This window comes from Bdellovibrio bacteriovorus (assembly GCF_048286975.1).
In the GTDB taxonomy this organism is placed as follows: domain Bacteria; phylum Bdellovibrionota; class Bdellovibrionia; order Bdellovibrionales; family Bdellovibrionaceae; genus Bdellovibrio; species Bdellovibrio bacteriovorus_H.
This window is the reverse complement of the sequence record NZ_JBLVRT010000001.1, coordinates 1,294,163-1,315,868: the sequence shown is the minus strand read 5'-3', so window position 1 is coordinate 1,315,868 and position 21,706 is coordinate 1,294,163. Positions and strand designations below refer to the sequence as shown.

The window sequence follows — 21,706 nt, the reverse complement described above, 5'->3', positions numbered from 1 at the left end:
ATGAAAACGCTTTTCGCTGTTTTATTCTGCCTGACCCTGGCCGCCTGTGGCGGCGGCCACAATCCCGACAAAGACAACCTAAGCAAGGCCCTGCAAGTCGGAGATTCCTCTTACTATGCTCTGGGTGCGGGCAAAGGTTTGATGACCGAAGGCATTTCGACTGTTTCTTCCGGCGCGAACTTTGAAGTCACCTTCACCCTGAATGATGGGGGATCTTTGAGCCTGCATACGTTTGCAAATTCCAGCCTGCAAAGTGGATTCACGGTGACGTTCACGCGCACCGGAACGACCCTGCTGGTGCAGGCCGACGCTCAAGGCGAAGTGCAGGACTGGAGTTCCATGTTTGCTGCTGTTGATGCCTCCGGAAATTTGACATTCACTCTCGACATTCACAACAATGAACGTCCCGCGCACGTGTTGATCTGGAGTGGTGCCAAATCCTCGGGCATGGATCACACCAACACAGTTTATAACAGCGCTGAAGACAGCCTGGATCTGAACTATGATGCAGCTCCGGGCAATGGCTCTGGCCGGGCTTGGGGCTTCACGGCCACGAATGCTCAACTTTTGAATGCGCGCCTTTCTTCCCCACAGGATGGACACTGATGAAAAAACTGATTCTAACTGCCGCTTTGATTTCCACCACCGTAACGACCGCTTCAGCCCAGGTTCTGCAGAACATGCAATCCGCGGCAGCTTTGGATCTGGTGGCGCCGCTGAACTTCGAAGACTCTGCTGAAAACAAACTCGATATCCGGGCGGCCGAACTGATGTTCTTTGGCCCGCTGGATCCGACCTTTGATGCTTATCTGAACTTTGCCGCTCACAATGAAGAAGGCGAATTCGTGGCCGAAGTTCACGAAGCCTATGTGGGCTCCAGCAAAGTGATCCCGAATTCCCGCTTCCGCGTCGGAAAGTTCTTTCTGGGCGTGGGGCGTCTGAATCAATTCCACCAGCATGACTGGGCCTTTGTTTCTGCACCCCGTGTGCAGGCGGAATTCTTTGATGAAGAAGGTGTTGCTGACACCGGGGCTGAGTTTTCGACTCTGCTTCCGACGGACAGCTACTGGGATATCACCATGGGTGTGACCAATGGTTACACTTATGGCCACAGCCATGATGCGGGTGAAAAGCCGCAAGTGCCCACTCACTATATTCACCCGGTGAACTTTGTCGATTTTGGCGAGGCCGGTGCCCTTCAATGGGGCATGAACTATCTGGGCCGCACGGATGCCGCCGAAACCAAAACCCAGCTGTACGGATTGGACTTTGTCTTTAAAAAAATGGAAGGCAAAACGCTGAGCTTTTTGTTCCAGTCTGAAATCTGGTACCGCAACTTAAGCGCACCCGGGGCTGAGACTCAGGAAGACATCGGGGCTTACTTCTATCCGCAGATGTCCTTGTCAGAAAGGCTGTTCCTGGGTCTTCGTGTGGATTTGTTCTCGGATCTGTCACGCAGCTTTATCAGTGATGGCTCCCGACAAAAGAATCTGGATTATGGATTTGTCCCGACTTTGACTTTTAAAAACAGCGAGTTCTCTTTGCTGCGTGTGGCATACACCTATGATAATCAAACTTATCAGGGCGAATCCGACACCATCAGCCAGAAAATTGAACTGCAGTGGGTGGCGATTTTGGGTGCCCACCCGGCCCATTCATTCTAGGAGCCTGTCATGAATAAATTTTTGCTGTTAATTCTGTTCGTATTCAGCGCTTCTGCTCAGGCCAAAATTAAAGTGGTCACCACTTTGCCAGATATTGCCGAAGTGGTGCGTGCCATCGGACAAGATCAAGTTGAAGTGCAAAGCCTGCTTTCAGGTTCTGAAGATGCGCATTTTGCCGAAGCCCGTCCTGACTATATTCTGAAAGTAAATCGTGCCGACATCGTCTGTTCCATGGGACTTGAACTGGAAGTCGGCTGGCTTCCGAAAGTTCTTTCCAAATCAGGAAATGCAAAAATTCAAGATGGCGGGACGGGTTCCTGCATTCTTGGTAACAGCATCAAACCTTTGGATATCCCGACCGGCGTTATCAACCGCTCCTTGGGTGATGTGCATGCACACGGGAATCCGCACTTCACTTTAAGTCCTTTGAAAATGGCTGAAGCCGGCCGCGAAGTGGTGCGAGTGCTGTCTTTGGCGCTGCCTCAAGAAAGCGCTGTCTTCGAGAAAAACTATGATGCATTCAAAGCCGACATGACCCGCCTGCAGGAGCGTCTGGCAAAAGCCGTGAAGAAAACCAAAGTGATGGAGTATCACAAGGAATTCACTTATTTCTTCAACGCTTATGGCCTTGAGTCTGCGGGTTCTTTGGAAGAAAAACCGGGAATGCCTCCGTCCGCAGCGCGCATTGCTCAGGCAGCAAAACTTGCCAAGGACAATAAAGTGACTGTACTTTTTGCGACCGCCTCAGCGCCGCATAAGACTTTGGAACGCTTCCAGGAACTGTCCGGTGTCCCCGTGGTGATTGTGCCGTCTTATGTGCCCGTCAAAGGCGATGCGAATTCCATTTCCAAACTGCAGGAACTGCTGGTGGGGTCTGTAAAATGAGTTCTTTGCTTTCTGCCCGTGATCTGCAGGTTCGAAGCTCGGAAGGCCTTGCGCTTTCACCCGTGGTGAATCTGGAACTAAACGAAGGCGAAGTGCTTTTCCTGCGCGGTGAAAATGGTGCGGGAAAAAGCACGCTGCTAAAGACCCTGCTGGGTCTGCATAAATACTTCGATGGCCGTTTTCAATTTTCAATTCCGCAAAAAGACATTCAGTATCTGCCTCAGCTGGGCACACTGCATTTTCACCTGCCGCTGACGTTGCGTGATCTGCTGGGTGATAACGAAGGATCCCACCCCCTGTTAAAGAATATGGATCTGGATAAAAAGTGGAACACCGCCAGTGGTGGTGAAAGACAAAAGATCCTGCTTTCCGCGGTACTGGCGAAAAAACCGCGCCTGCTGATTCTGGATGAACCGTTTAATCACGTGGATTCCGAGTCAACCCTGCAGCTGGAAGAAGCTCTGGGGAATTATCTGAAAGAAAATCCGCAAAGTTCATTAGTTTTGGTGTCCCATCGTGCGTTGACCGCTGAATGGAACCGCGTTCGTGTGCTGGAGATCCGATGACATCCTTTATTGAACTGCTGCAAATTTATAAGTGGTCCCTGCCGTCCTCTATCCTGATGGCAGCGGTGCTGGCATTGATCGGATCGCAATGGAGTGCCCGCGAAAAAAGTGCGCAGATTTTTGTTCTAGGACAAGGTGCTTCTTTGGGTATCGTTCTGGGGCTGGTGATCAATATTCTGCTGGGCACTGACTTTCACGGCATCAGTCTGGTGGCCGGACTGTCACTGGGTTGGGTTACTTTGCTCTTGATGGATCAGCTGATTCAGACCAAGTCCGATCGCAATCACATCTATCTGACCCTGTTCGTGTTCTTCCTGTCACTGACCTATCTGATCAGCTATCTGACCCCGGCTTTGGAAAGCCATATTGCCGCCTCTTATTTCGGCGATCTGGCGGTGATGAGCGATACGGGTGCTCAACTATGTCTGCTGGCGGCTGTGGCGTTTGGAATCTTTGTTTTGAAGTTCTGGCGATCTTTGTCCTTGGCTTCTTTCCAGATGGTCAATCACAGCTACATTCATCGCACCTGGCAAAACCGCGCCTTTGACGTGGGAACACTGCTGCTGACGACGATGGCGATTCAAAGCATGGGCTATCTTTTCACCATCGGATCTTTGTTCATTGCAACCAGCTTCACCGCCACGCGCAGCCGAAACTTGCAAAGCTATCTGATCAGAATGCTGGTGATTTCCGTGGGTGGAACCGCTTTGGGGTTTGCGATCTCGCTCTTATCCACAAATCTGCCCACAGTGCCTTGCGTGCTTCTGGGACAGATGTTGTTGGGACTTATCACTTATACGAAGAAATAGTGGAATGACGGCTGGGCTTCACGCTTTTGGCCGTCAATATTGAACATGCAGATGACTTCAGTGCACACGCCTTTTTTAACGTTGAACACTGTCAAATCCGCATTTTCGATGATCTGATGAAGGCCGCGCCCCGCGCCGCCTTTATTGGCATTCATGCTTCCTGCCGAACCATTGTAACAGCTGAGCAGATAATCAATGATGATATCCTTGGTCAAAGAACCGAATGGATCCTTCACTCCCACGGCCAGATAAACCCCGTCACTGGCGTAACGAAGCTGGGACTGCTGGTGGGTGTCGAGTTGGATTTCCTCTTTGCGGGATACATGATTGAAAATGGATTTTCCTGTTGAATCCACCGGTGCATCATAGATCGCATTCATCAGCATTTCTTCAACCACCGTATTCACACGGTCCAAAATGGTGGAACGAACCCCCATCTTTTTGAAGTAGCTGTACAGATCCTCACGCAGGGATTCACGGTGAGTGGAATTAGCCACGACTTTGCGTTGAACTTCCACTCCCCACGTCAGGTATTTTTCGATGCCGAAAAGATCTTTGTTCAGAAGTTTTCCCAGCGCCGTCAAAACATAGCGAATGGTGGCGTTGCGGTCTTCCGCATCCCGGGAAATGATATGATCCACATAACGATTGCCTTCCAGAATGCGCAGATTCCCCTGAACATCTTTACTGGTTAGCAAAATGGAATAAGGCGTTTTCTTGCCTTCGTGGACTTCTTTAAGCACGTCCACGCAGCCTTCTTCACACAAAACAACATCATACTGGTTGTCGCGCAGGAATTCGCGCGCACCATCAGAGTTATCCGCAATATCCAGCTGAACTCCGGTGCCCCCCAGAGCCATGCGGATCGGGAGTTGTTGTTTCTTTTCCGGCTCAACCAACAAGACCCGGCCACCCACTTTCTGGATTTTCTGCTGGGCTTCGTGAAGTTCGCGGTTCAGGATTTCAAAGAGTCGCGCTTTTTCGTTGGTTTTCATAAGACGTTCTGTAAGGACGTTGCAGTAAATCTGATATAACAAGGCCTGGAAACGGTCCTTGTCCTTGGGATGAACATGGCCAAAATCCTCGGAACGGATCACAAAACATTCCACCGGTGAAAGAGCTTTGACCGTGGTGGATGTCGGGTTTGTGGTGATCACACTCATTTCACCGAATACTTCGCCCGGAGTATCCAAAGTGGCAATCACTTCAGAAGCCAGGGAAATTTCGACTTTTCCGGATCTTAAAAAGAACAAAGAGCTGTTTTGTTTGCCCTCTTGCAGAATGAAGGACCCCGCTGCGAATGACTCGCAATGAACCATGGCCGAAGTCTGCAAAAGCAGATCGTCCGCAAAAGACTTGAAGAAAGAAAAGGCCCTAATTTCTTTGGCGATTTCAGCCGGGTGCAACTTCATATAGGCCTTATTATGTCTGTAGTTCCGGGCCCTTGACCAGAATCGTGTTGAATATTCTTGGTAATCAAAGAAAATTAAGTCTATCGTCGGTATAGCGGAGGCCGCTTGTTTCCATTCATTCCCCTGTCGCCCACTCTAAACGTTCCCACTTATTATCTCGTTCTGAGTCTGACGGTTTGCCTTTGCCTTTTCTGGATCAGCCTCCGGGCGGACAAGTTTGAACTTTCCCGCAAAGTCGCTCTGGACCTAAGTCTTATCATCATGGTGACGGGCTTTATCGGTGGGCGCCTGTTTCACGTCTTTTATGAAAACTTCGAGCATTATCAGGAAGACTTCGCCCGCATCTTTTATTTCTGGAATGGTGGCTTTGTCTTTTATGGCGGCGCAATTCTGGCGGGCCTGAGCTGTCTATTATATATGATCTTTGTGGTTCGAGTGCCGTTTGAAGACTACCTGGACCTGTTTGCGCCCGTTCTTTCCTTGGCTTATGTGCTGGGCCGGGTGGCCTGCCTGTTGGCGGGCTGTTGTTATGGTGGAGCCTGTGACCTCCCTTGGGCCGTGAATGGTCTGCATCCGACCCAGGCTTATGCTTCACTCTGGGAACTGGGTGTGCTTTTCATTTTACTGGGAACTGAAACCACGGCGCATTCGCTGCGCCCGAAATTGCTAAAGAATCCGGGCAGCATCTTTTTCCTGTGGATGGTTTTGCATGGGATGGGCCGTCTGCTGATGGAAGCTTTCCGTGATGATTTCCGAGGGCCTTCCTTGGGATTGTCAATTTCAAGCTGGATCAGCCTGACTATTATGGCGCTGGGACTATTCCTGATGATTCGCGAACCAGCACGCCGGAGCTGAACAACGTCCGCCCGTCTGACATAAAGCCCCTGCCAGATAAGTATCCAGACGACACTGATGAGACGGATACACGTTTCTTAAAAGCTCCGTCGCCGCCGGAGCCGGCGTCCACAACGAAACATCTGCGGATTTCTGGGAATCATACCGCTTGAAAAAGTTCACCATCGCAACTCCGGTCTGCGCGATGCGGGCACACAGTACATTGCCATCACAAAGCTCAAGCACGGCCGGATCCACCGGCAAAGCCCAATCAGGATGAGCTTTCAAAAAATGGGGCAGACATTCTTTCGTGGCAAAAAAGTCCGATTGACCTTCAGTGGATGACCACTCGGCCCACTGGATTGTCTGGCGTGGCTCTCCACCAAGGACATGACCAATTTCATGACACAGTATTCCTGCTAGTATTGCCAAGTCTGCACCGGGCGCTCGCGCCATTCCACCCCAAAGAGATACCTGCATATATTGATCTTTATCTTGGGCGAAGGCCGCAAAATATGGACTTTCCCATTCATCAGGAACCAGCAGGGGCTTTCCCGTGCCATGAAACACGGGCATGATATATTTCACCTGAAACTCATTCACCAAAGAGCGGTACTGATCATATGTGATGTCGGAAACCCGGGAACTGCCGGGCGGCAGGAAGAAGTATCCCGGCTCTTGAGCGAAAGAAGCCCCCGAGGTGCGCACCCTCAAAGGTTTTTGCGTCTGAACCATGGCAATGAGTCCAACCAGTAGAAGTGTCGCCAGAATGTAGGGTAAATATTTTTTTATTTCGCGGCTCATAGGGTCGCAACCTTACCACATTTGCCGGCACTTGTCGCAAATGCATTAAGTCGCATGAAAGTTTCCACCCACAGTGACGGAATTTGTTCTTGCTTCTGTGGCTTAGGCAGTGAAATCAAACAAAAGCTCATCTCCAGCAGGCACGCATTCTGCTAGGACTTAACATCGACAAATCATTTTGCAAATCCGGAGGATTTTATGCGCGCGCCAATGACTTTTCTATTGATGGCTTTTGTCTTTTCAACCCAGGCCTTTGCTTCTGCCTTTGATTCATTGAATGACCAGAAGCTGCAGGAGCAGGCATTGACTCTGCTGGAGCAAAATGCAGATACAATGCTTATCGATGGGGATGTTCGCCCTGATGAAAAACTGACGGATATTCTGGCTAAAGTCCAAGCCTACAATGACGAAATTCTGACCCGTCTTGCCGAAGGCCAGAATTTGGAAGACATGACGAGCTCGGTTTCCCATACAGACACCAAGTGCTCTGTTCAGAAAAGCGGCAGAACCGCCGTCTGCAATCTGCTGATCACCTACCGCCCCCTGGGAGAAACCAACATCCGCTTCACAGTGGATCTGGATGATGCGGGCAATGCAGTTGGCATTTCCAACACCGCCGACGTCACTCGCGGCGACTAGATCCACCAGTACTTTCAATATGTTCAAGCCCTGTCTCATTTTGAGACGGGGCTCTTCTCATTCTTTCTTCCACAGGCCACACGCAGCTCTTGCGACGCCAGTGACACAAATTGGCTGACCTTATAAATAAGTTAACAGTCTGGCTCTGCCCATCTGCATTTAAACCCTCTTTCAACATTCCCCTGCTCTGGCACGACTCATGTATTGCATTGTAAGTGAGGAAAAATATCGAGAGAGAGGTTTATTATGAAAAGGATTATCGTATCGTTTATTGCGATCTATAGCGCGCTGATTTTGGCGGCGTGCGGAAAAAGTGGCGGCGGCGGAAACAACAACACGGGAACAATTCCCAACTGTGCGGCAGGAACTGTCTGGAACGGTTCACAGTGTGTTGTGGTCAATGGCGGCGGCAACGTCGTAACCGGCCCAACCCAATTCTATGACTATAACTATTATGGTAATAACACGAACTACCGCGGCAGCCTGAGCATCGTGAACAGTGGTGCTTACGCCACCTTCCTGAAAGAAGCTTTGGCCGTGTGTGGTCGCACTATCTGGGGTATCGAAGCTGGTTTAGCCAAGTGTGAAAACTGGGCCTCCGGTTCATTGATGGTGTCTTTCTCTATCGACGGTTCCATGAGACCGGTATTGAGATTTGAAGCATACCCTGCTCCAAACTGGTATCAGTACACACTGAACCTGGGAATCAACGCTGGTGGAGTTGCTTTCAACCCGCTGATTCTTTCCAACAACAACACCTTCAGTCTGATCAACAACAGCAAAGGCTTTGAAATCCGCGCTCAGGGTTCTTACCTGAACGGTGGTGGTCTTCGCCTGATCCAGGTGATGGTGAAAGAAGGCACTTTGGCGCAGAATCAGTTCGCTTACGAACTTTACTTCCCGCACAATGGCGTTGCGACGAAGTTCGCAACCGGTGTTTTCAAGCGTTACTAAGCTCCGCGTCTTGCACTGGGTGCGGGACTTGGAATAAATTTCGACTATGACCGAATCTCAATCTCGACAGGTCAAATGCCCGCAATGCGGGCGTTTGGCTTTGTACTCAACCGACAATCCCTTCCGTCCTTTCTGCTCTGAAAGATGCAGACTTATTGATCTTGGCGAGTGGGCTTCTGAATCCTACAGAATTCCCGTCAAAGATTCTTCAAGTGATGCTTTAACTTCCATGGATGATGATGATTATCCAGGCGAAGACAAACATTAGCATCAGCCGCAAATCCACACTCAGAGACCTTTTCACATTTTGCAGTTGACGAAATTCTGATTATGGATTTTCATGTGGCTGTCATTGGATGACGAAGAGTTATCATCACGATTTTATAATCAACATCGGATACACAAACGTGTCCAGCAAGAGGAGTTCAAATGAACAAAGCTCAACTTATCGAAAAAATCGCTACTGAAACAAAAGTTTCCAAAGCTCAAGCAGAAGCAATCCTTGATTGCGCTGTAGAAAACATCAAAAAATCCGTTAAAAAAGGTGACGATGTTAAATTGGTTGGCTTCGGTACTTTCACTAAAGCTAAACGTAAAGCTCGCACTGGTCGCAACCCACAAACTGGTAAAGCGATCAAAATCCCTGCTGCATGGGCTCCGAAGTTCCGCGCAGGTGCTGAATTCAAAGCTATGGTTAAGTAATTAACCGAAGTCTTTCGATTTCTGAAAAGGCGTCCCGCAAGGACGCCTTTTTTATTTTGTCTCTATGATAATCCCGGGGTAGCCTCTATCCCATGGCTAAGTTTGATAAGAAAATTCAGAAAATTGGTGTGTACACAAGCGGTGGCGATGCCCCGGGTATGAACGCGGCAATCCGCGCAGTTGTGCGTGTGGGGATCTCGCAAAAACTTGAAGTGTACGGAATTCACAACGGCTATGTCGGCATGATCGAAAACAAGATCGAGCCCTTGCAACTTCGTGACATGGCCAACATCATCCAGCGTGGCGGTACGATCCTTAAAACCGGCCGCTCTACAGAATTCATGCGCCCTGAAGGCCGCGCGCGCGCCGCTCAGAATATCAAAAATTTGGGACTTGATGCCTTAGTCTGTATTGGTGGCGACGGCTCCTTCCGCGGTGCTCACGCCCTTTGGGAAGAACATCAGATCCCGGTGGTCGGCGTTCCTGGCACTATCGACAATGACATCTTTGGCAGTGATAAAACCATCGGCTTTGATACGGCTGTGAACACAGCTCTTGAAGCAATTGACCGCATTCGTGACACCGCTGCGTCTCACGACCGTTTGTTCATCGTGGAAGTGATGGGCAGAAACTCGGGCTTCATCGCCTCTCACGTGGGTCTTGCGGGTGGCGCAGAGGAAATCTTCACTCCGGATGCCAACACCACCGTTGAAAAAGCCATCGACCGTATCAACGAAGCCAAATCCCGTGGCAAAACCAGCAGCATCATTATCACCGCTGAAGGACAGAAACCGGGACGCGCATATGATCTTGCTGATGCCATCCGCAAAAAATCCGGCATGGACGCAAAAGTCTGTATTCTTGGACACCAGCAGCGTGGCGGATCTCCAACGGCGGCAGACCGTATTCTTGCCAGCCGCATGGGTGCTGCTGCCGTGGATGCTTTGTTCAAAGGGTATTGCGACGTCATGATCGGCACTGAAGGCGAACGACTTATTCAGGTGCCTTTGGACCTCGTGTACAAGAACGAAAAGAAAAACCAGCTTGATCTGATCTCGCTGGCGAGTGTTCTGGCAACTTAAACCCGTCCTCACGTTTTTACCTTGACCTCGACTGTAGGAGCTTGAATTCTATGGAGTATTCCATTTAAGCAACCCACAGCGAGGTCCACATGAAAAAACTCCTCTTGGCTCTGATTTTGGTTCTGCCACTCATCAGCGGCTGCACCAAAAAAGAAAATGAAATTGTTATCGGTGAATATGATTCCCTGACTGGAAGCGATGCCACGTTCGGCCTCAGCTCCAACAAAGGTGTGCGTCTGGCTTTGGATGAAATCAACGCCGCGGGCGGGGTCAAAGGCAAAAAAATCAGCCTGGTGACTTTGGACGATCAGGGTAAAAACGAAGAAGCAGCTTCTGCGGTGACCCGTCTGATCACTCAAAATAATGTTGTGGCGATCATCGGTGGCGTTGCCAGCGGCAGATCCAAAGCGGCAGCTCCGATTGCCCAGTCCAACAAAGTTCCTTTCGTTTCCCCGGCTTCCACGAATCCGGATGTGACCAAAGCCGGTGACTATGTCTTCCGCGTCTGCTTCATCGATCCATTCCAGGGTATGGTGATGGCAAAGTTCGCCAAAGAAAACCTGAAGATCAAAAAAGCTGCGATCCTGCGTGACGTGAAAAATGACTACAGCGTGGGTCTGGCGGATGTGTTCGCGGCAGAATTCAAAAAAGGTGGCGGTGAGATCGTTGCCGATCTGAGCTATCAGGCCGGTGACATTGACTTCAAAGCCCAGCTGACGCAAATCCGTTCTAAAAATCCGGAAGCGATCTATGTTCCGGGTTATTACACTGAAGTGGGCCTGATTGCCCAGCAAGCCCGCCAACTGGGCGTGAAAGTGCCATTGATGGGTGGCGACGGTTGGGATTCTGACAAATTGTACGAGATCGGCAAAGAAGCCATCAACGGCAACTACTACTCCAACCATTACACCACCGAGTCCACCGATCCTGCGGTGACTGAGTTCATCAAAAAATTCAAAGCGAAGTACAATGAAACTCCGGATGCTTTGGCGGCTTTGGGTTACGACGCTGCCAAAATCCTGGTGGCTGCAATTGAACGTGCGCCAGACTTGTCAGGCAAAGCCATTCGTGATGAACTGTCCAAGACAAAAGATTTCCCTGGCGTGACCGGGAAAATCAGCCTGAATGAAAACCGCGACGCTGTGAAAAGCGCGGTGGTCATCCAGGTGGACGGCAACAACCGCAAGTTTGTGACGACCATCAACCCATAAGGACGTGCATGCAGGATTTCGTACAGCATTTGATCAACGGAGTGAGCCTTGGATCCATCTACGCATTGATCGCCCTGGGCTACACGATGGTGTACGGAATCCTGAAAATGATCAACTTCGCCCACTCGGATGTTTACATGGTGGGCGCCTTTGCCGCCTACTATTTCGCCCGCTGGCTGGGAATTGAAAACAACCCCGGCTTCAGCACTCTTCTGACCCTGATTGTAATCACGATGATCTGCTGCAGTCTTCTGGGGCTGGTGATTGAACGTCTGGCATATCGCCCTTTAAGAAACTCCCCAAAACTGAATGTTCTGATCACCGCCATTGGTGTCAGCTTGTTTTTGCAATATTCCGGTCAGGTGGTTTTCGGAGCCGATCCCAAAGTCTTTCCTGAAGTCATGAAAGACTTTGTGATCTTCTCTATCGGCATCGTTGAAGTCCGCTCATTTGATGTGACAGTTCTGGGTGTGGGCATTGTTGCCATGCTGGGACTGCAGTTCCTGCTGTTCAAAACCAAAATGGGCCGCGCCATGCGTGCGGTGAGCGCCAACCCGATGGTGGCCAGCCTGATGGGAGTGAACCCGGACCGCATCATCGCTTTCACATTTATCGTCGGCTCTTCTTTGGCTGGTATCGGCAGCGTGCTGGTCGGCATGAAGTATCCTAAAATTGATCCCTTGATGGGCATGATGATCGGAATGAAGGCTTTTGTCGCCGCAGTTCTGGGTGGTATCGGCAACGTCGGCGGTGCGGTTCTGGGTGCGATGATCATGGGCCTTTCTGAAGAAATGGTCGTGGCCTATCTGTCCAGCACCTATCGTGATGCTTTGGCTTTCGGAATTTTGATTGTTATCCTGATCTTTAAGCCGGCAGGCCTGCTGGGTAAATACTCTGTGGAGAAGGTCTGATGAAAGCCTTTAAAAACCCGGCACTCACCCTGATCTGCCTTGCTGTTCTGGGAATCGGATTGGATTTTGGCGTTAATGCTTACATCAAACTGATCCTTCTTTTTGCCACCGTGAACTGTCTGCTTTCCATGAGCTTGAATCTGGTCAATGGGTATACCGGACAGTTTTCTCTGGGACACGCTGGCTTTATGGCCATCGGTGCATATTTCTCGGCATACGCTTCCACCAAGTGGGGCTTTTTGCCTGAATCCATGCAGTTGGTTCAATCCTTTGTCTTTGTGATCGGTGCGGGTCTTGCCGCCGCGGTGGCGGGATTCCTGGTGGGTCTGCCATCTTTGCGCTTAAAAGGTGACTACCTGGCCATCGTCACTTTGGGTTTTGGTGAAATCATCCGCGTGGCACTATTGAACATGGACTTCCTGGGCGGACCGCGCGGTCTTTCCGGCATTCCAAGCTTTGGCTCTTTCCCGTTTGCCTTTATGTTTGCTTCCGTGTGGCTGGTGATTTGCTTCTTCACCATCTGGAGGGTCATGCATTCCAGTCACGGTCGCGGATTCCTGAGCGTTCGTGAAGACGAAATCGCCGCCGAAGCCATGGGCATCAACACCACCCGCATGAAAGTAAAAGCTTTTGTACTTTCCAGTTTCTTTGCCGGTGTTGCCGGGGCTTTGTTTGCGCACTTTACTAATTTCATCAATCCGTCCTCTTTCACCTTCCTGCAAAGTGTAAACGCGGTGATCATGGTTGTTCTGGGGGGCATGGGGTCCATGACCGGATCGATCGTGGCCGCCATCATCATCACCGTTTTGCCAGAAGCTTTGCGTCCGCTGCAGGAACTGACGGGTGTCGATCTGCGTATGGTGATTTATTCCCTGGCTTTGATTCTTATGATGATTCTTCGACCAAAAGGTTTGTTCGGGGATATGGAATTCAGCGATGTTTGGAGAAAATATGTCCGACGTTCTGCTTGAGGCCCGCAAGATCACCATGCAGTTTGGCGGATTGAAGGCCGTCGACTCTTTGGAATTCCAAATCAAAAAAGGCCAGCTGGCCGGCTTGATCGGTCCGAATGGCGCCGGCAAAACCACCGTGTTTAATATGCTGACCGGGGTTTATCAGCCCACTTCCGGCGAAGTCACCATGGAAGGTCAAAGCCTGAAGGGCCTGGCCCCGTATGAAATTTCCCACCGCGGAGTCACGCGCACATTCCAGAACATCCGCCTGTTTAAAAACCTCACGGTTCTGGACAACGTTCTGATTGCGGGGCACCAGCATGTTCGCTATGGTTTGTTCGATACCCTGTTTCAGACCGATTCTTTCCGTGTGGACGAACAACGTCTGCAGGAAAAGGCCATCGATCTGCTAAAGATTTTCAAACTGCAGGACAAAGCCCACAAACCAGCCACATCCCTGCCGTACGGTGAACAGCGCAAGCTTGAAATCGTTCGCGCTCTGGCGACGGATCCGAAAATCATTCTGCTGGATGAACCGGCGGCCGGTATGAACCATTCAGAAACCCACCATCTGATGGAAACCATCGCGAAGATCCGCGAAGATTTCAAACTGACCGTGCTTTTGATTGAGCACGACATGAAGCTGGTCATGGGGATCTGCGAAAACATCATCGTTCTGGATCACGGCGTGAAGATCGAAGAAGGAGCACCGCAAAAAGTGCAAAGCTCCCAAAGAGTGATCGAAGCCTATCTGGGCGTCGAGGAGGCCGAATGAATCCATTGCTGACCGTCGAAAATCTGGATGTTTATTACGGCTCCATTCACGCTTTAAAAGGCATTAACTTCACCGTCAACGAAGGTGAAGTGGTGTCGCTGATCGGCGCCAACGGTGCGGGTAAAACCACCACCCTGCGTGCGATTTCAGGTATTGTTCCCAGCCAGGGCAATATCCGGTTTCGCGGTGAGGACTTGAATAAAGTTTCCACCTTCAAGCGCGTGGGCCTGGGCATTGCTCAATCTCCGGAAGGCCGTGGTGTCTTCCCGCAAATGAGTGTGCTTGAAAACCTCGAAATGGGAGCTTATTCCCGTTCAGACAAAGCCAAAATCAAACAAGACCTGCAAATGTGCCTGACTCTGTTCCCACGAATGAAAGAGCGTATTTCCCAGATGGCCGGAACTCTTTCCGGTGGTGAGCAGCAGATGCTGGCTATCAGCCGCGCACTGATGGCAAAGCCCCGTTTGCTGCTTTTGGATGAGCCGTCTTTGGGGCTGGCTCCGCTGATTGTGGCGCAGATTTTTGAAATCGTAAAAAAGCTGAATCAGGAAGAGGGCATGACCGTCCTTCTGGTTGAACAAAATGCGCGCATGGCGCTGAAGATTTCCCATCGTGCCTATGTGCTAGAGTGCGGTCGCATTGTGATGCAGGACTCTGCCCAGAGTCTTCTGAACAACGACGAAGTCCGTAAAAGCTATCTCGGAGTCTAGCTATTTCCTATGGGGGCCTTTACGTCCCTTACTATTTCAAGACCATGGCATTGCAAAGTATTCCGCGGACACTTTCTCTGGAACATTCATGTCGTTTCAGACTGAGATTGAACCTGCCTAAGTCTTTATAATTGCTTCCAAATATCCGACCAGAACAGCATGACTAGAACGTTCTTATACCTCGTGTTTGGTTTATTGCTTCTCAGTTCTTGCACCACCAAGAATGATCTTTCACTCATTTTCTCAAGCGAGAACACCCCCAGCATCACTTTGAAGGTCAACGACAACATTTCCTACACAGGACAAACCAGCGTTCCGGTCAAAATCATTTCAACTTCTGAAATTTCTGAACTGAGTTTTGTCGTTGGCAGTCTTTGCTCCGAGATGTGGGAACCCTACACATCTGAAAAAACGGCCCTGCTTCCCAACGTGGAAGGTGAACATATTATCTCCGTGAAGGTTCGCAACAAAGACGGCTTCTATAGCGACTGCACAAAAGCCAAAATCATTCTGGATAAGTCGGGACCGATCGTTTCTGACACACAAACTCTGGTCTCCACCCGCTCGCTATTGACTGTATCGCCACGCCTGAATGCGCCGGCCACGACCGATAATCTGTCCGGTATCGACAAGTATGAAATCAAGCTGGTGAAGACTGCCGGCAACGCAGTCATCAAAGACTGGACCGTAAAACCCAAAGATCAATTGTACTTTGATGATCTGAGCCTGCCGGACACAGAGGCCGACTCCTATTACTACATGGTTCGCGCCACCGATAAAGTGGGTAACGTCAGTGCCGAAAAAACTTCTCCAGCGTTCATTGCAGGTCCGGTGGTTACGCTTTCTACTTTAGGCAACTTCAATCAGGAACAGACCATGGGAAATGTGGAGCTGAATCTGTCCCGCACAAGCCCCGTAGCAACGACAGTGCTTCTGAAGTCCATTCCTGGAACCGCACTTGCCGGTATTGATTACTACTTCCCGGATATTATTGCGACGGAAGTTTCAATTCCTGCCGGTGCCGTTACCGCCAAAGTTTTTTACTCAATCATGACCAAGGTGACCGCGGCCCCTACCAAATCCTTTGACATCAGCATCACGGGAACGACCAATGCCGCCTCGGCACTTCCCAAAATTGCTGTGAATATTATCAACACTATGCCAGACACTAGCACCCGAGTGCACGCCACCGGATACAAAGCCCTGGCAGGCGCCGCGAAAGGCCATTCCTGCGCCTTACGACTGGATGGAAAGCTGGATTGCTGGGGTGCTTATCCTGTTCGTACAGGGCAAGTCACCGCGAAGTACTTCGCAACCGAGGTTCCAGGCGCCAGCAGTATTCGGGACATCGCAACCGGATACGCCGAGCACAACTGTTATATCGATACTGCTGGCGATGTTTACTGCTTCGGCGAAAACGCCACGCGCCAGCTGGGAAATGGTACCACCACTGCCACTGCCACCCCTCAAAAGCTTGCTGGCTATACCAACGTTAAAAAAGTCACTGTAGGTATGGGATTCACCTGTATGATCACCTCCAACGACGAAGTGCGCTGCTGGGGTAACAACGCCGATGCCACTGTTGGCCAGGCCACGACGACTCCGGTTTATTCGACTCCGACCTTATATGGATACATCACCAAAGCCATAGACCTTGCGGCGGGGACCAAAATGGCCTGCGCCATCGATGAGGTCACCGGAATCCGATCCGTCAAATGCTGGGGAAAAATGGGAACGGGTGCAACAGCCACGCCCGTTCCAATCACTATCACCGGACTTCCCAATGACATCCAGACCATTTCTGTCAATGGCAGCACCCTTGCGGATGTTCGCCATGGTTGTGGATTGACGGAGTCTGGTGATGTTTGGTGCTGGGGCAGTAACTATCGCTCGCGACGTGGAGCTTCATCAGGATCAGTGTCCTGGCAGAGCTCTAACCAAGTCGCCATGCCCGTAAAAGCGAAAAAAGTTAAAGTCGCCACAGACAGCTCCTGCGCACTGGGTGTGGATGACAACCTCTATTGTTGGGGTGTCGGTCTGCCATCAGCAACCAACCAGTACGAGCTTACTGAAAGCTATGTGCCACAGAGAATGGACAACTTCGGCGAAACCATCACCGACTTCCAGTTGGGTGAGATTGCCAGCTGCGCGATCACAGCATCAACCAGAATCAAGTGCTGGGGCTTTAACCGCTTCGGAGAAATTGGCAATGGTTTCTGGGGGGATGCTTACCTTGCTGCAGCATTTAGCCCAGGACAATCATCTGACACTTACTTGCAAGTCGTCGCCGGACTCGCTTCGACGTGTGCACTTCGCTCTAACAAAACAGTCACCTGCTGGGGACAAAATGAGGAAGGTCAGCTGGGGACCAACAACAGAAACAGCTTTACGCGTCCTCAATTCAACCTTCCGATCACCAACATTAAAAAAATCACTGGCAGATTTCAGCACTACTGCGCGTTGAGCGAGGTCGGCGCAGTTTATTGCTGGGGTTTGAACAGCGCCGGACAAATCGGAAACAACACAACCACGGGCGAAAGAGTTCTGACGCCTTATCAAATTCCAACGACCTATCCCAATGCCACCGCGGGTCTTCCCGGCAATATCAAGGACATTTCATCAGGGTACAATCACAGCTGCGCCGTCACCTCATCTGGTGGCGTTTTGTGCTGGGGAAACAACGGTGGAGGAGAATCGGGACATGCAAATATCAATGTTTCCTACGCCTATCCCACGGCCGTCCCAAATTTGACGTCCGGAGTGGAAAGCATTTACACTGGCATCAGCAATACATGCGCTGTCAAAGCCAACGCTACGACAAAAGAGATCTATTGCTGGGGCTACAATGCCAACGGAATTATCGGCGCTGGTGTTGCCATTGGAAACGCCACGCACGTGCCGATGCTGATCGATACAATTACGACAACCAAAGAAATCAAAATTTCAATGGGCAACGAAGGCGCCTGCTACATCCATGATGGTGTCACCAAATGCTGGGGTCGGCGCTCTGCTGCGGCCTCTATCCCGCTGACCACTGTGGCTACGGGAACTATAACGACCACTCCCCTTGCTGCTCCACAGCTGGCTGGGGCCACGGATATTTCTCTTGGATCCTTTGGTGGATGTGCCACCATGACCGGCCAAACGGTCAAGTGCTGGGGCACTGACAATAGCGGTGCTGTCAGCTCCACCTATCAAATCGTCAGCATACCCACTGCCAGTTATGCCTTTGGGTTTGGCCTGGCCAAATCCATCAGTATGGGGATGAATTTAGTGGATACGACACCACTGCACATTTGTGCCATCACCACACTGGGCGACCTGAAATGCTGGGGCGTCAGCAACTATGGCGAAGCTCACGACACCTTCATGCACAGAACGCCATCCTACGTTCTAAAATAACCAGCCGTACCTGAACTCAAGATGGGTTTCGAAGATAAAGACATCTGAATTGTCTTTGGAATCGGAACCCGCATGTTTCCCCTGAAACATGGTCCCATAAGTATAAACGCCGATGCTTCGTTCATAACTAAGCGGATGGGCAAAACCAAGTTCACCCGAAATTCCAATACCACTGTAAGTGTGATCCAAGCCAAAATAGAACGGATGCAATCTTAAAGAAACATCCGTGTACCATTTCTTGTCGTGGGAAAAAAGTTCGGCAAATCCACCCGCCGTCGCGCTGATATGCTGGCCGGTACTGATCCCACCGGAGTTTGCACTGGCAACATAGGCATAAGGGCGTCTTTCAAAATCACCACCCGCCAGATAACCGTATTGAACTTTGAAAAGAGCATTGCGATAGGTCCAATGACGTTTGGTGAAGGCCACCTCTCCCTTGATATCAAACAGGCGCTGACTGCCGGACACATCCAGGAAATTATTAAACTGGAAGGTGCTGGTGTAAGCACTGGTGCGAATCGTGCGATCCACTTTCCAGTTCCAGCGGCGTGCAAATGAAAGCGTGTCGAAGGTGAAGGACTGCAAGTCCAAGGTGGTCACAATCGGGCTGGTGTCCTGCTTCTGAGCAGCCCCCATCAAACCGGTCCCCACCCACATCACGTCACGGGAACAAAAATCTTTTCCAACCTTGTCCAGTACGGGCATAGCCTGCACCTTCATTTCCTGATTCACCCCGCGCACGTGGAAAAGATAACGGAAACTTTCATCCCCAAACAGCTCCAGTGGCACTGAAATAAAGTTGGCGTTTTCAGGAATATTCAAAGAGATCAGAAATTTTCCGGTTTCCGCCTTCAGCGGCAGATTCACCAGTGGCAGGATGACGGGCTTCAGGGCCTTTTTATCCTTGTCATACAGTAAAATTCTGCGGCTCCAGAAACGAATATCCAGATTTTCTTTCAGTTCACCGGAAATCTTCAGCTGCAGCGTGCTTTGTTCGGGAAATTTCACAATCTCGAACTGCTCCCATTCAACCCGAGGCTCGCGCAGAATATTGCGGCAATCCGTCTGAAAGGGATGGATATTCTTTTGCAATGAAGAAAACGGCACGACTTCAACGCGCGCCTTATTCAGGGTCTGCTGCGCCCCCGCAGGAACACCTAACATCAATGCAGCAACAAAAAATCCAAAAGCCTTATTGAGAGACGCCAAAATAGAACACCCCAGTGTCACTCCAAGCCGATGCCTGGTATTTGTTTCTGCCACGAACGCGATAGTACCACTGACCGTTTTTCATCGGCTTTTTCAGAATGTATTCCTGGGCTTCGACTTTAATTTCTGTATTCTTTGCGAAATTCTGATCCTGGGACATCTGCAGGACGTACCATTCATTTTCCGGTGACTCTGACCAGGTGAACTTGATCGATACCGGAACACCGCGAGGAACCAGGAATACTTCGTTTTTCTTGGGTGTCATGGTTTTCGGTGTAATCAGTGGACCGGGTTTACCATAGGAGACCGCCAGAATAGGGGTTGGCAAACCAAACAACCTGCTTTCATCCACAACCGGCCAGACGCGGAAATAGTACCAGCCTTCTTCCGACACAGAATGGAAGAATTCAACGTTCTCGGTGTCCAGCATTTGGGAGCCAGCCATCTTCGGATCGCGGCTCAGTTCAACACGGTACCTCTTTGCCGCTTCACGATGAGTCCACACAAGGTGGAACTGCGGTGTTGAATCCGCTTGTTCAAAGACCGGAGGCAAAACTTCCTTTTTCTCGATGGCCGGGCCCTTAATCACACCTTTGACCTGATAGACTTCGGACGGCGGGGAATACTCACCCTCCACCGACCGGGCCAAAAGACGCATGTAACCAGGAACATTTTCATTGTGCTTCAGTTCATAAGGCGCTTTTTCAACGACCACGTTTTTCAGAATCTTACTGAACTTCGGGCCATCAGCAATCTGCACCAGATAGTCGACGGCGTAGGGAACGGGACTCCAGGACAAAGTCATCTCGGAAAGCCCTGTGGCTCCGATCTTTTCCTCAGTTTTCGACAGCAGTGGCGCAGACAACGGTGGGCGCACGATCACTTTCGCCGGATCCGACCAATCAGAGTAAAGACTGTTCCCATATGCCTTGCGCACGCGGATGTTGTATTCACCCGACATATCCAGGAAGCTTCTCAAAGGCATTGCACCCTCGTATTCATCAAAGATATCTTCAAAGCCCTTGTTCTTTCCGACCTGCATATGGAACTTTTCACCGGGCTTTGCATCTTTGACCGGAACATTCAGTGTCCATTTTCCACGCTCTTTGAACGTCAAAGAAGGCTGACCGATTTGGGCAGTTCCCAGACGCTCAATACGGAAGGTGCGTGTCTCGGAAAAGTGCGGAATGCCGTCTGAGTTTTCCACCAGACGCCAATAGTATTCGCCGGTCCCCAGATCCTTGGGAATCACCGCCTCTTTCATTTCAGAAACATCCTCGGAGCGGGTTTCAGTCAGGAAGTCCGCCGTCCGGCTGGTCTGCAAAGTCAGCTTCTTTCCTTCAGCACCCTTCCAGCGGAAGAACTCAAGTCCCTGGCCATAAAGGACCTTTTTCGGAGCAGGTTCGATCAGAACCAGCTTTTCTTTTTCCACCGCTGTCATCGTCAACGCGGCTGGGACCTTCTTAACTTCAGATTCAGGTGCGATCTTTATATCGCCGCCGCCACCGGCAGAAACTTCGGAGGTTCCGGAGCCCCCCCCGCCTACAGCCCCCTGTATGCTGTCTTTATCAGCCTCTTTGCCTTCTTCGGTCGCCGCGGCAGGATCAGCAATGTTCAGGGCTTCTCCGGCCCCCAGGGTCTTCTTCTGATTTCCGTTTTCCAAAGTCACAGTACCTGAAGCCATTGAAAGGGTCAGATGGCCAGAAGCATCCTTTTTGGCGAAAAGTCCAAAGGGTGCATCGGCTTTCAGAACCAGATCAGAATTTCCAACCCGCACACTTAAAGATTTTCCCTGCCCTTTTCCCTCGACTTGCAGGCTTCCGCGCTCAAGATTCAAAGCCAGTGTCCCGGCCTGTGCATTTTCAGTGATACGCAAAAGAGTTTCCGCCGGAACGTGAATGACATCCTTGTTGCGCATTTCCAGCAGGGCCTCCGAAGAAGGGCCCGTGAATACTTCAGATCCATTATAAAGTTTTTGAGATTGGGCGGCGTCAGCCCAGAAGAATCCCGTTGAATGCTTATAGCGCAGTTCGTTTTTTACATTACGAACTTCTGCCAGCGTCGGGCCGAGATTTTCATTATTTACTTCGGCCTTGAACAGAAACTGCTTTGCCACAATGAAAGACAAGACCGAAATTCCAAGAAGACATGCTACGATGATTTTTTTCATGTGATGAAATCATT

At 50.5% G+C, this 21,706-nt stretch carries 21 protein-coding genes; 17 read left to right on the top strand and 4 right to left on the bottom strand.

Annotated features, from left to right (window positions below; all coding sequences use genetic code 11):
• The 5 genes from ACNQKP_RS06570 to ACNQKP_RS06550 are packed head-to-tail and all read left to right on the top strand — an operon-like array spanning window position 1 to window position 3,924.
• Window positions 1-606 (top strand): hypothetical protein, encoded by a 606-nt coding sequence (locus tag ACNQKP_RS06570; RefSeq protein WP_417863627.1) that lies wholly within the window; start codon window positions 1-3, stop codon window positions 604-606.
• Window positions 606-1,664, top strand: coding sequence for an outer membrane beta-barrel protein (locus ACNQKP_RS06565; protein WP_417863626.1), 1,059 nt, complete (start codon window positions 606-608; stop codon window positions 1,662-1,664). Before ACNQKP_RS06570 ends, ACNQKP_RS06565 begins: the two co-directional genes overlap by 1 nt.
• 9 nt (window positions 1,665-1,673) lie before the next feature.
• A complete protein-coding gene (locus ACNQKP_RS06560; RefSeq protein ID WP_417863624.1) occupies window positions 1,674-2,549 on the top strand; it encodes a metal ABC transporter substrate-binding protein in 876 nt (291 codons plus the stop codon).
• Entirely contained in the window at window positions 2,546-3,115 is a 570-nt protein-coding gene (locus tag ACNQKP_RS06555; RefSeq protein WP_417863622.1) for an ATP-binding cassette domain-containing protein, read from the top strand. Before ACNQKP_RS06560 ends, ACNQKP_RS06555 begins: the two co-directional genes overlap by 4 nt.
• On the top strand, window positions 3,112-3,924 hold the full coding sequence (locus tag ACNQKP_RS06550; protein ID WP_417863620.1) for a metal ABC transporter permease: 813 nt from the start codon (window positions 3,112-3,114) through the stop codon (window positions 3,922-3,924). The genes ACNQKP_RS06555 and ACNQKP_RS06550 overlap by 4 nt, the downstream gene beginning before the upstream one ends.
• Here ACNQKP_RS06550 and ACNQKP_RS06545 read toward each other — a convergent pair.
• Complete coding sequence (locus ACNQKP_RS06545) at window positions 3,909-5,336, bottom strand: cyclic nucleotide-binding domain-containing protein (RefSeq protein ID WP_417863618.1); 1,428 nt, start codon at window positions 5,334-5,336, stop codon at window positions 3,909-3,911. The genes ACNQKP_RS06550 and ACNQKP_RS06545 overlap by 16 nt on opposite strands.
• A gap of 105 nt (window positions 5,337-5,441) precedes the next feature.
• Here ACNQKP_RS06545 and ACNQKP_RS06540 point away from each other — a divergent pair, with 105 nt between their 5' ends.
• Window positions 5,442-6,191 carry a prolipoprotein diacylglyceryl transferase gene (locus tag ACNQKP_RS06540; protein WP_417863617.1) on the top strand — a complete coding sequence of 250 codons (750 nt, stop codon included), beginning with the start codon at window positions 5,442-5,444 and terminating at the stop codon, window positions 6,189-6,191.
• Here ACNQKP_RS06540 and ACNQKP_RS06535 read toward each other — a convergent pair.
• Entirely contained in the window at window positions 6,153-6,974 is an 822-nt protein-coding gene (locus tag ACNQKP_RS06535; RefSeq protein WP_417863615.1) for a hypothetical protein, read from the bottom strand. The two genes, ACNQKP_RS06540 and ACNQKP_RS06535, sit on opposite strands and share 39 nt — an antisense overlap.
• Before the next feature lie 198 nt (window positions 6,975-7,172).
• Between ACNQKP_RS06535 and ACNQKP_RS06530 the strand changes: the two genes are divergently transcribed.
• From ACNQKP_RS06530 to ACNQKP_RS06480, 11 genes are all read left to right on the top strand, one after another.
• The gene (locus ACNQKP_RS06530; RefSeq protein WP_417863613.1) at window positions 7,173-7,613 is read left to right on the top strand and encodes a metalloproteinase domain-containing protein; all 441 of its coding nucleotides are present in this window, start codon (window positions 7,173-7,175) and stop codon (window positions 7,611-7,613) included.
• A gap of 246 nt (window positions 7,614-7,859) precedes the next feature.
• Window positions 7,860-8,567: a hypothetical protein gene (locus ACNQKP_RS06525; protein ID WP_417863611.1), complete on the top strand. Its 708-nt coding sequence runs from the start codon at window positions 7,860-7,862 to the stop codon at window positions 8,565-8,567.
• 46 nt (window positions 8,568-8,613) lie between these two features.
• Entirely contained in the window at window positions 8,614-8,835 is a 222-nt protein-coding gene (locus ACNQKP_RS06520; RefSeq protein ID WP_417863609.1) for a DNA gyrase inhibitor YacG, read from the top strand.
• A 161-nt stretch (window positions 8,836-8,996) separates the two neighbouring features.
• The gene (locus ACNQKP_RS06515) at window positions 8,997-9,269 is read left to right on the top strand and encodes an HU family DNA-binding protein (protein WP_011165719.1); all 273 of its coding nucleotides are present in this window, start codon (window positions 8,997-8,999) and stop codon (window positions 9,267-9,269) included.
• A 92-nt stretch (window positions 9,270-9,361) separates the two neighbouring features.
• A complete protein-coding gene (pfkA, locus tag ACNQKP_RS06510; RefSeq protein ID WP_417863607.1) occupies window positions 9,362-10,351 on the top strand; it encodes a 6-phosphofructokinase in 990 nt (329 codons plus the stop codon).
• Window positions 10,352-10,440: 89 nt separating this feature from the next.
• Complete coding sequence (locus tag ACNQKP_RS06505; RefSeq protein ID WP_011165721.1) at window positions 10,441-11,562, top strand: ABC transporter substrate-binding protein; 1,122 nt, start codon at window positions 10,441-10,443, stop codon at window positions 11,560-11,562.
• A gap of 8 nt (window positions 11,563-11,570) precedes the next feature.
• Window positions 11,571-12,473 carry a branched-chain amino acid ABC transporter permease gene (locus ACNQKP_RS06500; RefSeq protein WP_417863605.1) on the top strand — a complete coding sequence of 301 codons (903 nt, stop codon included), beginning with the start codon at window positions 11,571-11,573 and terminating at the stop codon, window positions 12,471-12,473.
• Window positions 12,473-13,444 carry a branched-chain amino acid ABC transporter permease gene (locus tag ACNQKP_RS06495; RefSeq protein ID WP_417863604.1) on the top strand — a complete coding sequence of 324 codons (972 nt, stop codon included), beginning with the start codon at window positions 12,473-12,475 and terminating at the stop codon, window positions 13,442-13,444. Before ACNQKP_RS06500 ends, ACNQKP_RS06495 begins: the two co-directional genes overlap by 1 nt.
• Window positions 13,425-14,201: an ABC transporter ATP-binding protein gene (locus ACNQKP_RS06490; RefSeq protein ID WP_417863602.1), complete on the top strand. Its 777-nt coding sequence runs from the start codon at window positions 13,425-13,427 to the stop codon at window positions 14,199-14,201. Before ACNQKP_RS06495 ends, ACNQKP_RS06490 begins: the two co-directional genes overlap by 20 nt.
• Complete coding sequence (locus ACNQKP_RS06485; RefSeq protein ID WP_417863600.1) at window positions 14,198-14,911, top strand: ABC transporter ATP-binding protein; 714 nt, start codon at window positions 14,198-14,200, stop codon at window positions 14,909-14,911. Before ACNQKP_RS06490 ends, ACNQKP_RS06485 begins: the two co-directional genes overlap by 4 nt.
• 183 nt (window positions 14,912-15,094) lie before the next feature.
• Window positions 15,095-18,313 carry a hypothetical protein gene (locus tag ACNQKP_RS06480; protein WP_417863599.1) on the top strand — a complete coding sequence of 1,073 codons (3,219 nt, stop codon included), beginning with the start codon at window positions 15,095-15,097 and terminating at the stop codon, window positions 18,311-18,313.
• On the opposite strand, the gene ACNQKP_RS06475 is transcribed toward ACNQKP_RS06480, so the two are convergent.
• Together ACNQKP_RS06475 and ACNQKP_RS06470 are read right to left on the bottom strand one after the other, a co-directional pair.
• Window positions 18,305-19,477, bottom strand: coding sequence for a hypothetical protein (locus ACNQKP_RS06475; protein ID WP_417863597.1), 1,173 nt, complete (start codon window positions 19,475-19,477; stop codon window positions 18,305-18,307). The genes ACNQKP_RS06480 and ACNQKP_RS06475 overlap by 9 nt on opposite strands.
• Before the next feature lie 28 nt (window positions 19,478-19,505).
• Window positions 19,506-21,692 carry a hypothetical protein gene (locus ACNQKP_RS06470; RefSeq protein WP_417863595.1) on the bottom strand — a complete coding sequence of 729 codons (2,187 nt, stop codon included), beginning with the start codon at window positions 21,690-21,692 and terminating at the stop codon, window positions 19,506-19,508.
• Window positions 21,693-21,706: the final 14 nt, after the last annotated feature.

Bases quoted from the DNA above. Each gene is read 5' to 3' on its own strand.
- ACNQKP_RS06570 (WP_417863627.1), top strand. From the start codon at position 1: ATGAAAACGCTTTTCGCTGTTTTATTCTGCCTGACCCTGGCCGCCTGT.
- ACNQKP_RS06565 (WP_417863626.1), top strand. From the start codon at position 606: ATGAAAAAACTGATTCTAACTGCCGCTTTGATTTCCACCACCGTAACG.
- ACNQKP_RS06560 (WP_417863624.1), top strand. From the start codon at position 1,674: ATGAATAAATTTTTGCTGTTAATTCTGTTCGTATTCAGCGCTTCTGCT.
- ACNQKP_RS06555 (WP_417863622.1), top strand. From the start codon at position 2,546: ATGAGTTCTTTGCTTTCTGCCCGTGATCTGCAGGTTCGAAGCTCGGAA.
- ACNQKP_RS06550 (WP_417863620.1), top strand. From the start codon at position 3,112: ATGACATCCTTTATTGAACTGCTGCAAATTTATAAGTGGTCCCTGCCG.
- ACNQKP_RS06545 (WP_417863618.1), bottom strand. From the start codon at position 5,336: ATGAAGTTGCACCCGGCTGAAATCGCCAAAGAAATTAGGGCCTTTTCT.
- ACNQKP_RS06535 (WP_417863615.1), bottom strand. From the start codon at position 6,974: ATGAGCCGCGAAATAAAAAAATATTTACCCTACATTCTGGCGACACTT.
- ACNQKP_RS06530 (WP_417863613.1), top strand. From the start codon at position 7,173: ATGCGCGCGCCAATGACTTTTCTATTGATGGCTTTTGTCTTTTCAACC.
- ACNQKP_RS06525 (WP_417863611.1), top strand. From the start codon at position 7,860: ATGAAAAGGATTATCGTATCGTTTATTGCGATCTATAGCGCGCTGATT.
- ACNQKP_RS06520 (WP_417863609.1), top strand. From the start codon at position 8,614: ATGACCGAATCTCAATCTCGACAGGTCAAATGCCCGCAATGCGGGCGT.
- ACNQKP_RS06515 (WP_011165719.1), top strand. From the start codon at position 8,997: ATGAACAAAGCTCAACTTATCGAAAAAATCGCTACTGAAACAAAAGTT.
- pfkA (WP_417863607.1), top strand. From the start codon at position 9,362: ATGGCTAAGTTTGATAAGAAAATTCAGAAAATTGGTGTGTACACAAGC.
- ACNQKP_RS06505 (WP_011165721.1), top strand. From the start codon at position 10,441: ATGAAAAAACTCCTCTTGGCTCTGATTTTGGTTCTGCCACTCATCAGC.
- ACNQKP_RS06500 (WP_417863605.1), top strand. From the start codon at position 11,571: ATGCAGGATTTCGTACAGCATTTGATCAACGGAGTGAGCCTTGGATCC.
- ACNQKP_RS06495 (WP_417863604.1), top strand. From the start codon at position 12,473: ATGAAAGCCTTTAAAAACCCGGCACTCACCCTGATCTGCCTTGCTGTT.
- ACNQKP_RS06490 (WP_417863602.1), top strand. From the start codon at position 13,425: ATGTCCGACGTTCTGCTTGAGGCCCGCAAGATCACCATGCAGTTTGGC.
- ACNQKP_RS06485 (WP_417863600.1), top strand. From the start codon at position 14,198: ATGAATCCATTGCTGACCGTCGAAAATCTGGATGTTTATTACGGCTCC.
- ACNQKP_RS06475 (WP_417863597.1), bottom strand. From the start codon at position 19,477: ATGTTAGGTGTTCCTGCGGGGGCGCAGCAGACCCTGAATAAGGCGCGC.
- ACNQKP_RS06470 (WP_417863595.1), bottom strand. From the start codon at position 21,692: ATGAAAAAAATCATCGTAGCATGTCTTCTTGGAATTTCGGTCTTGTCT.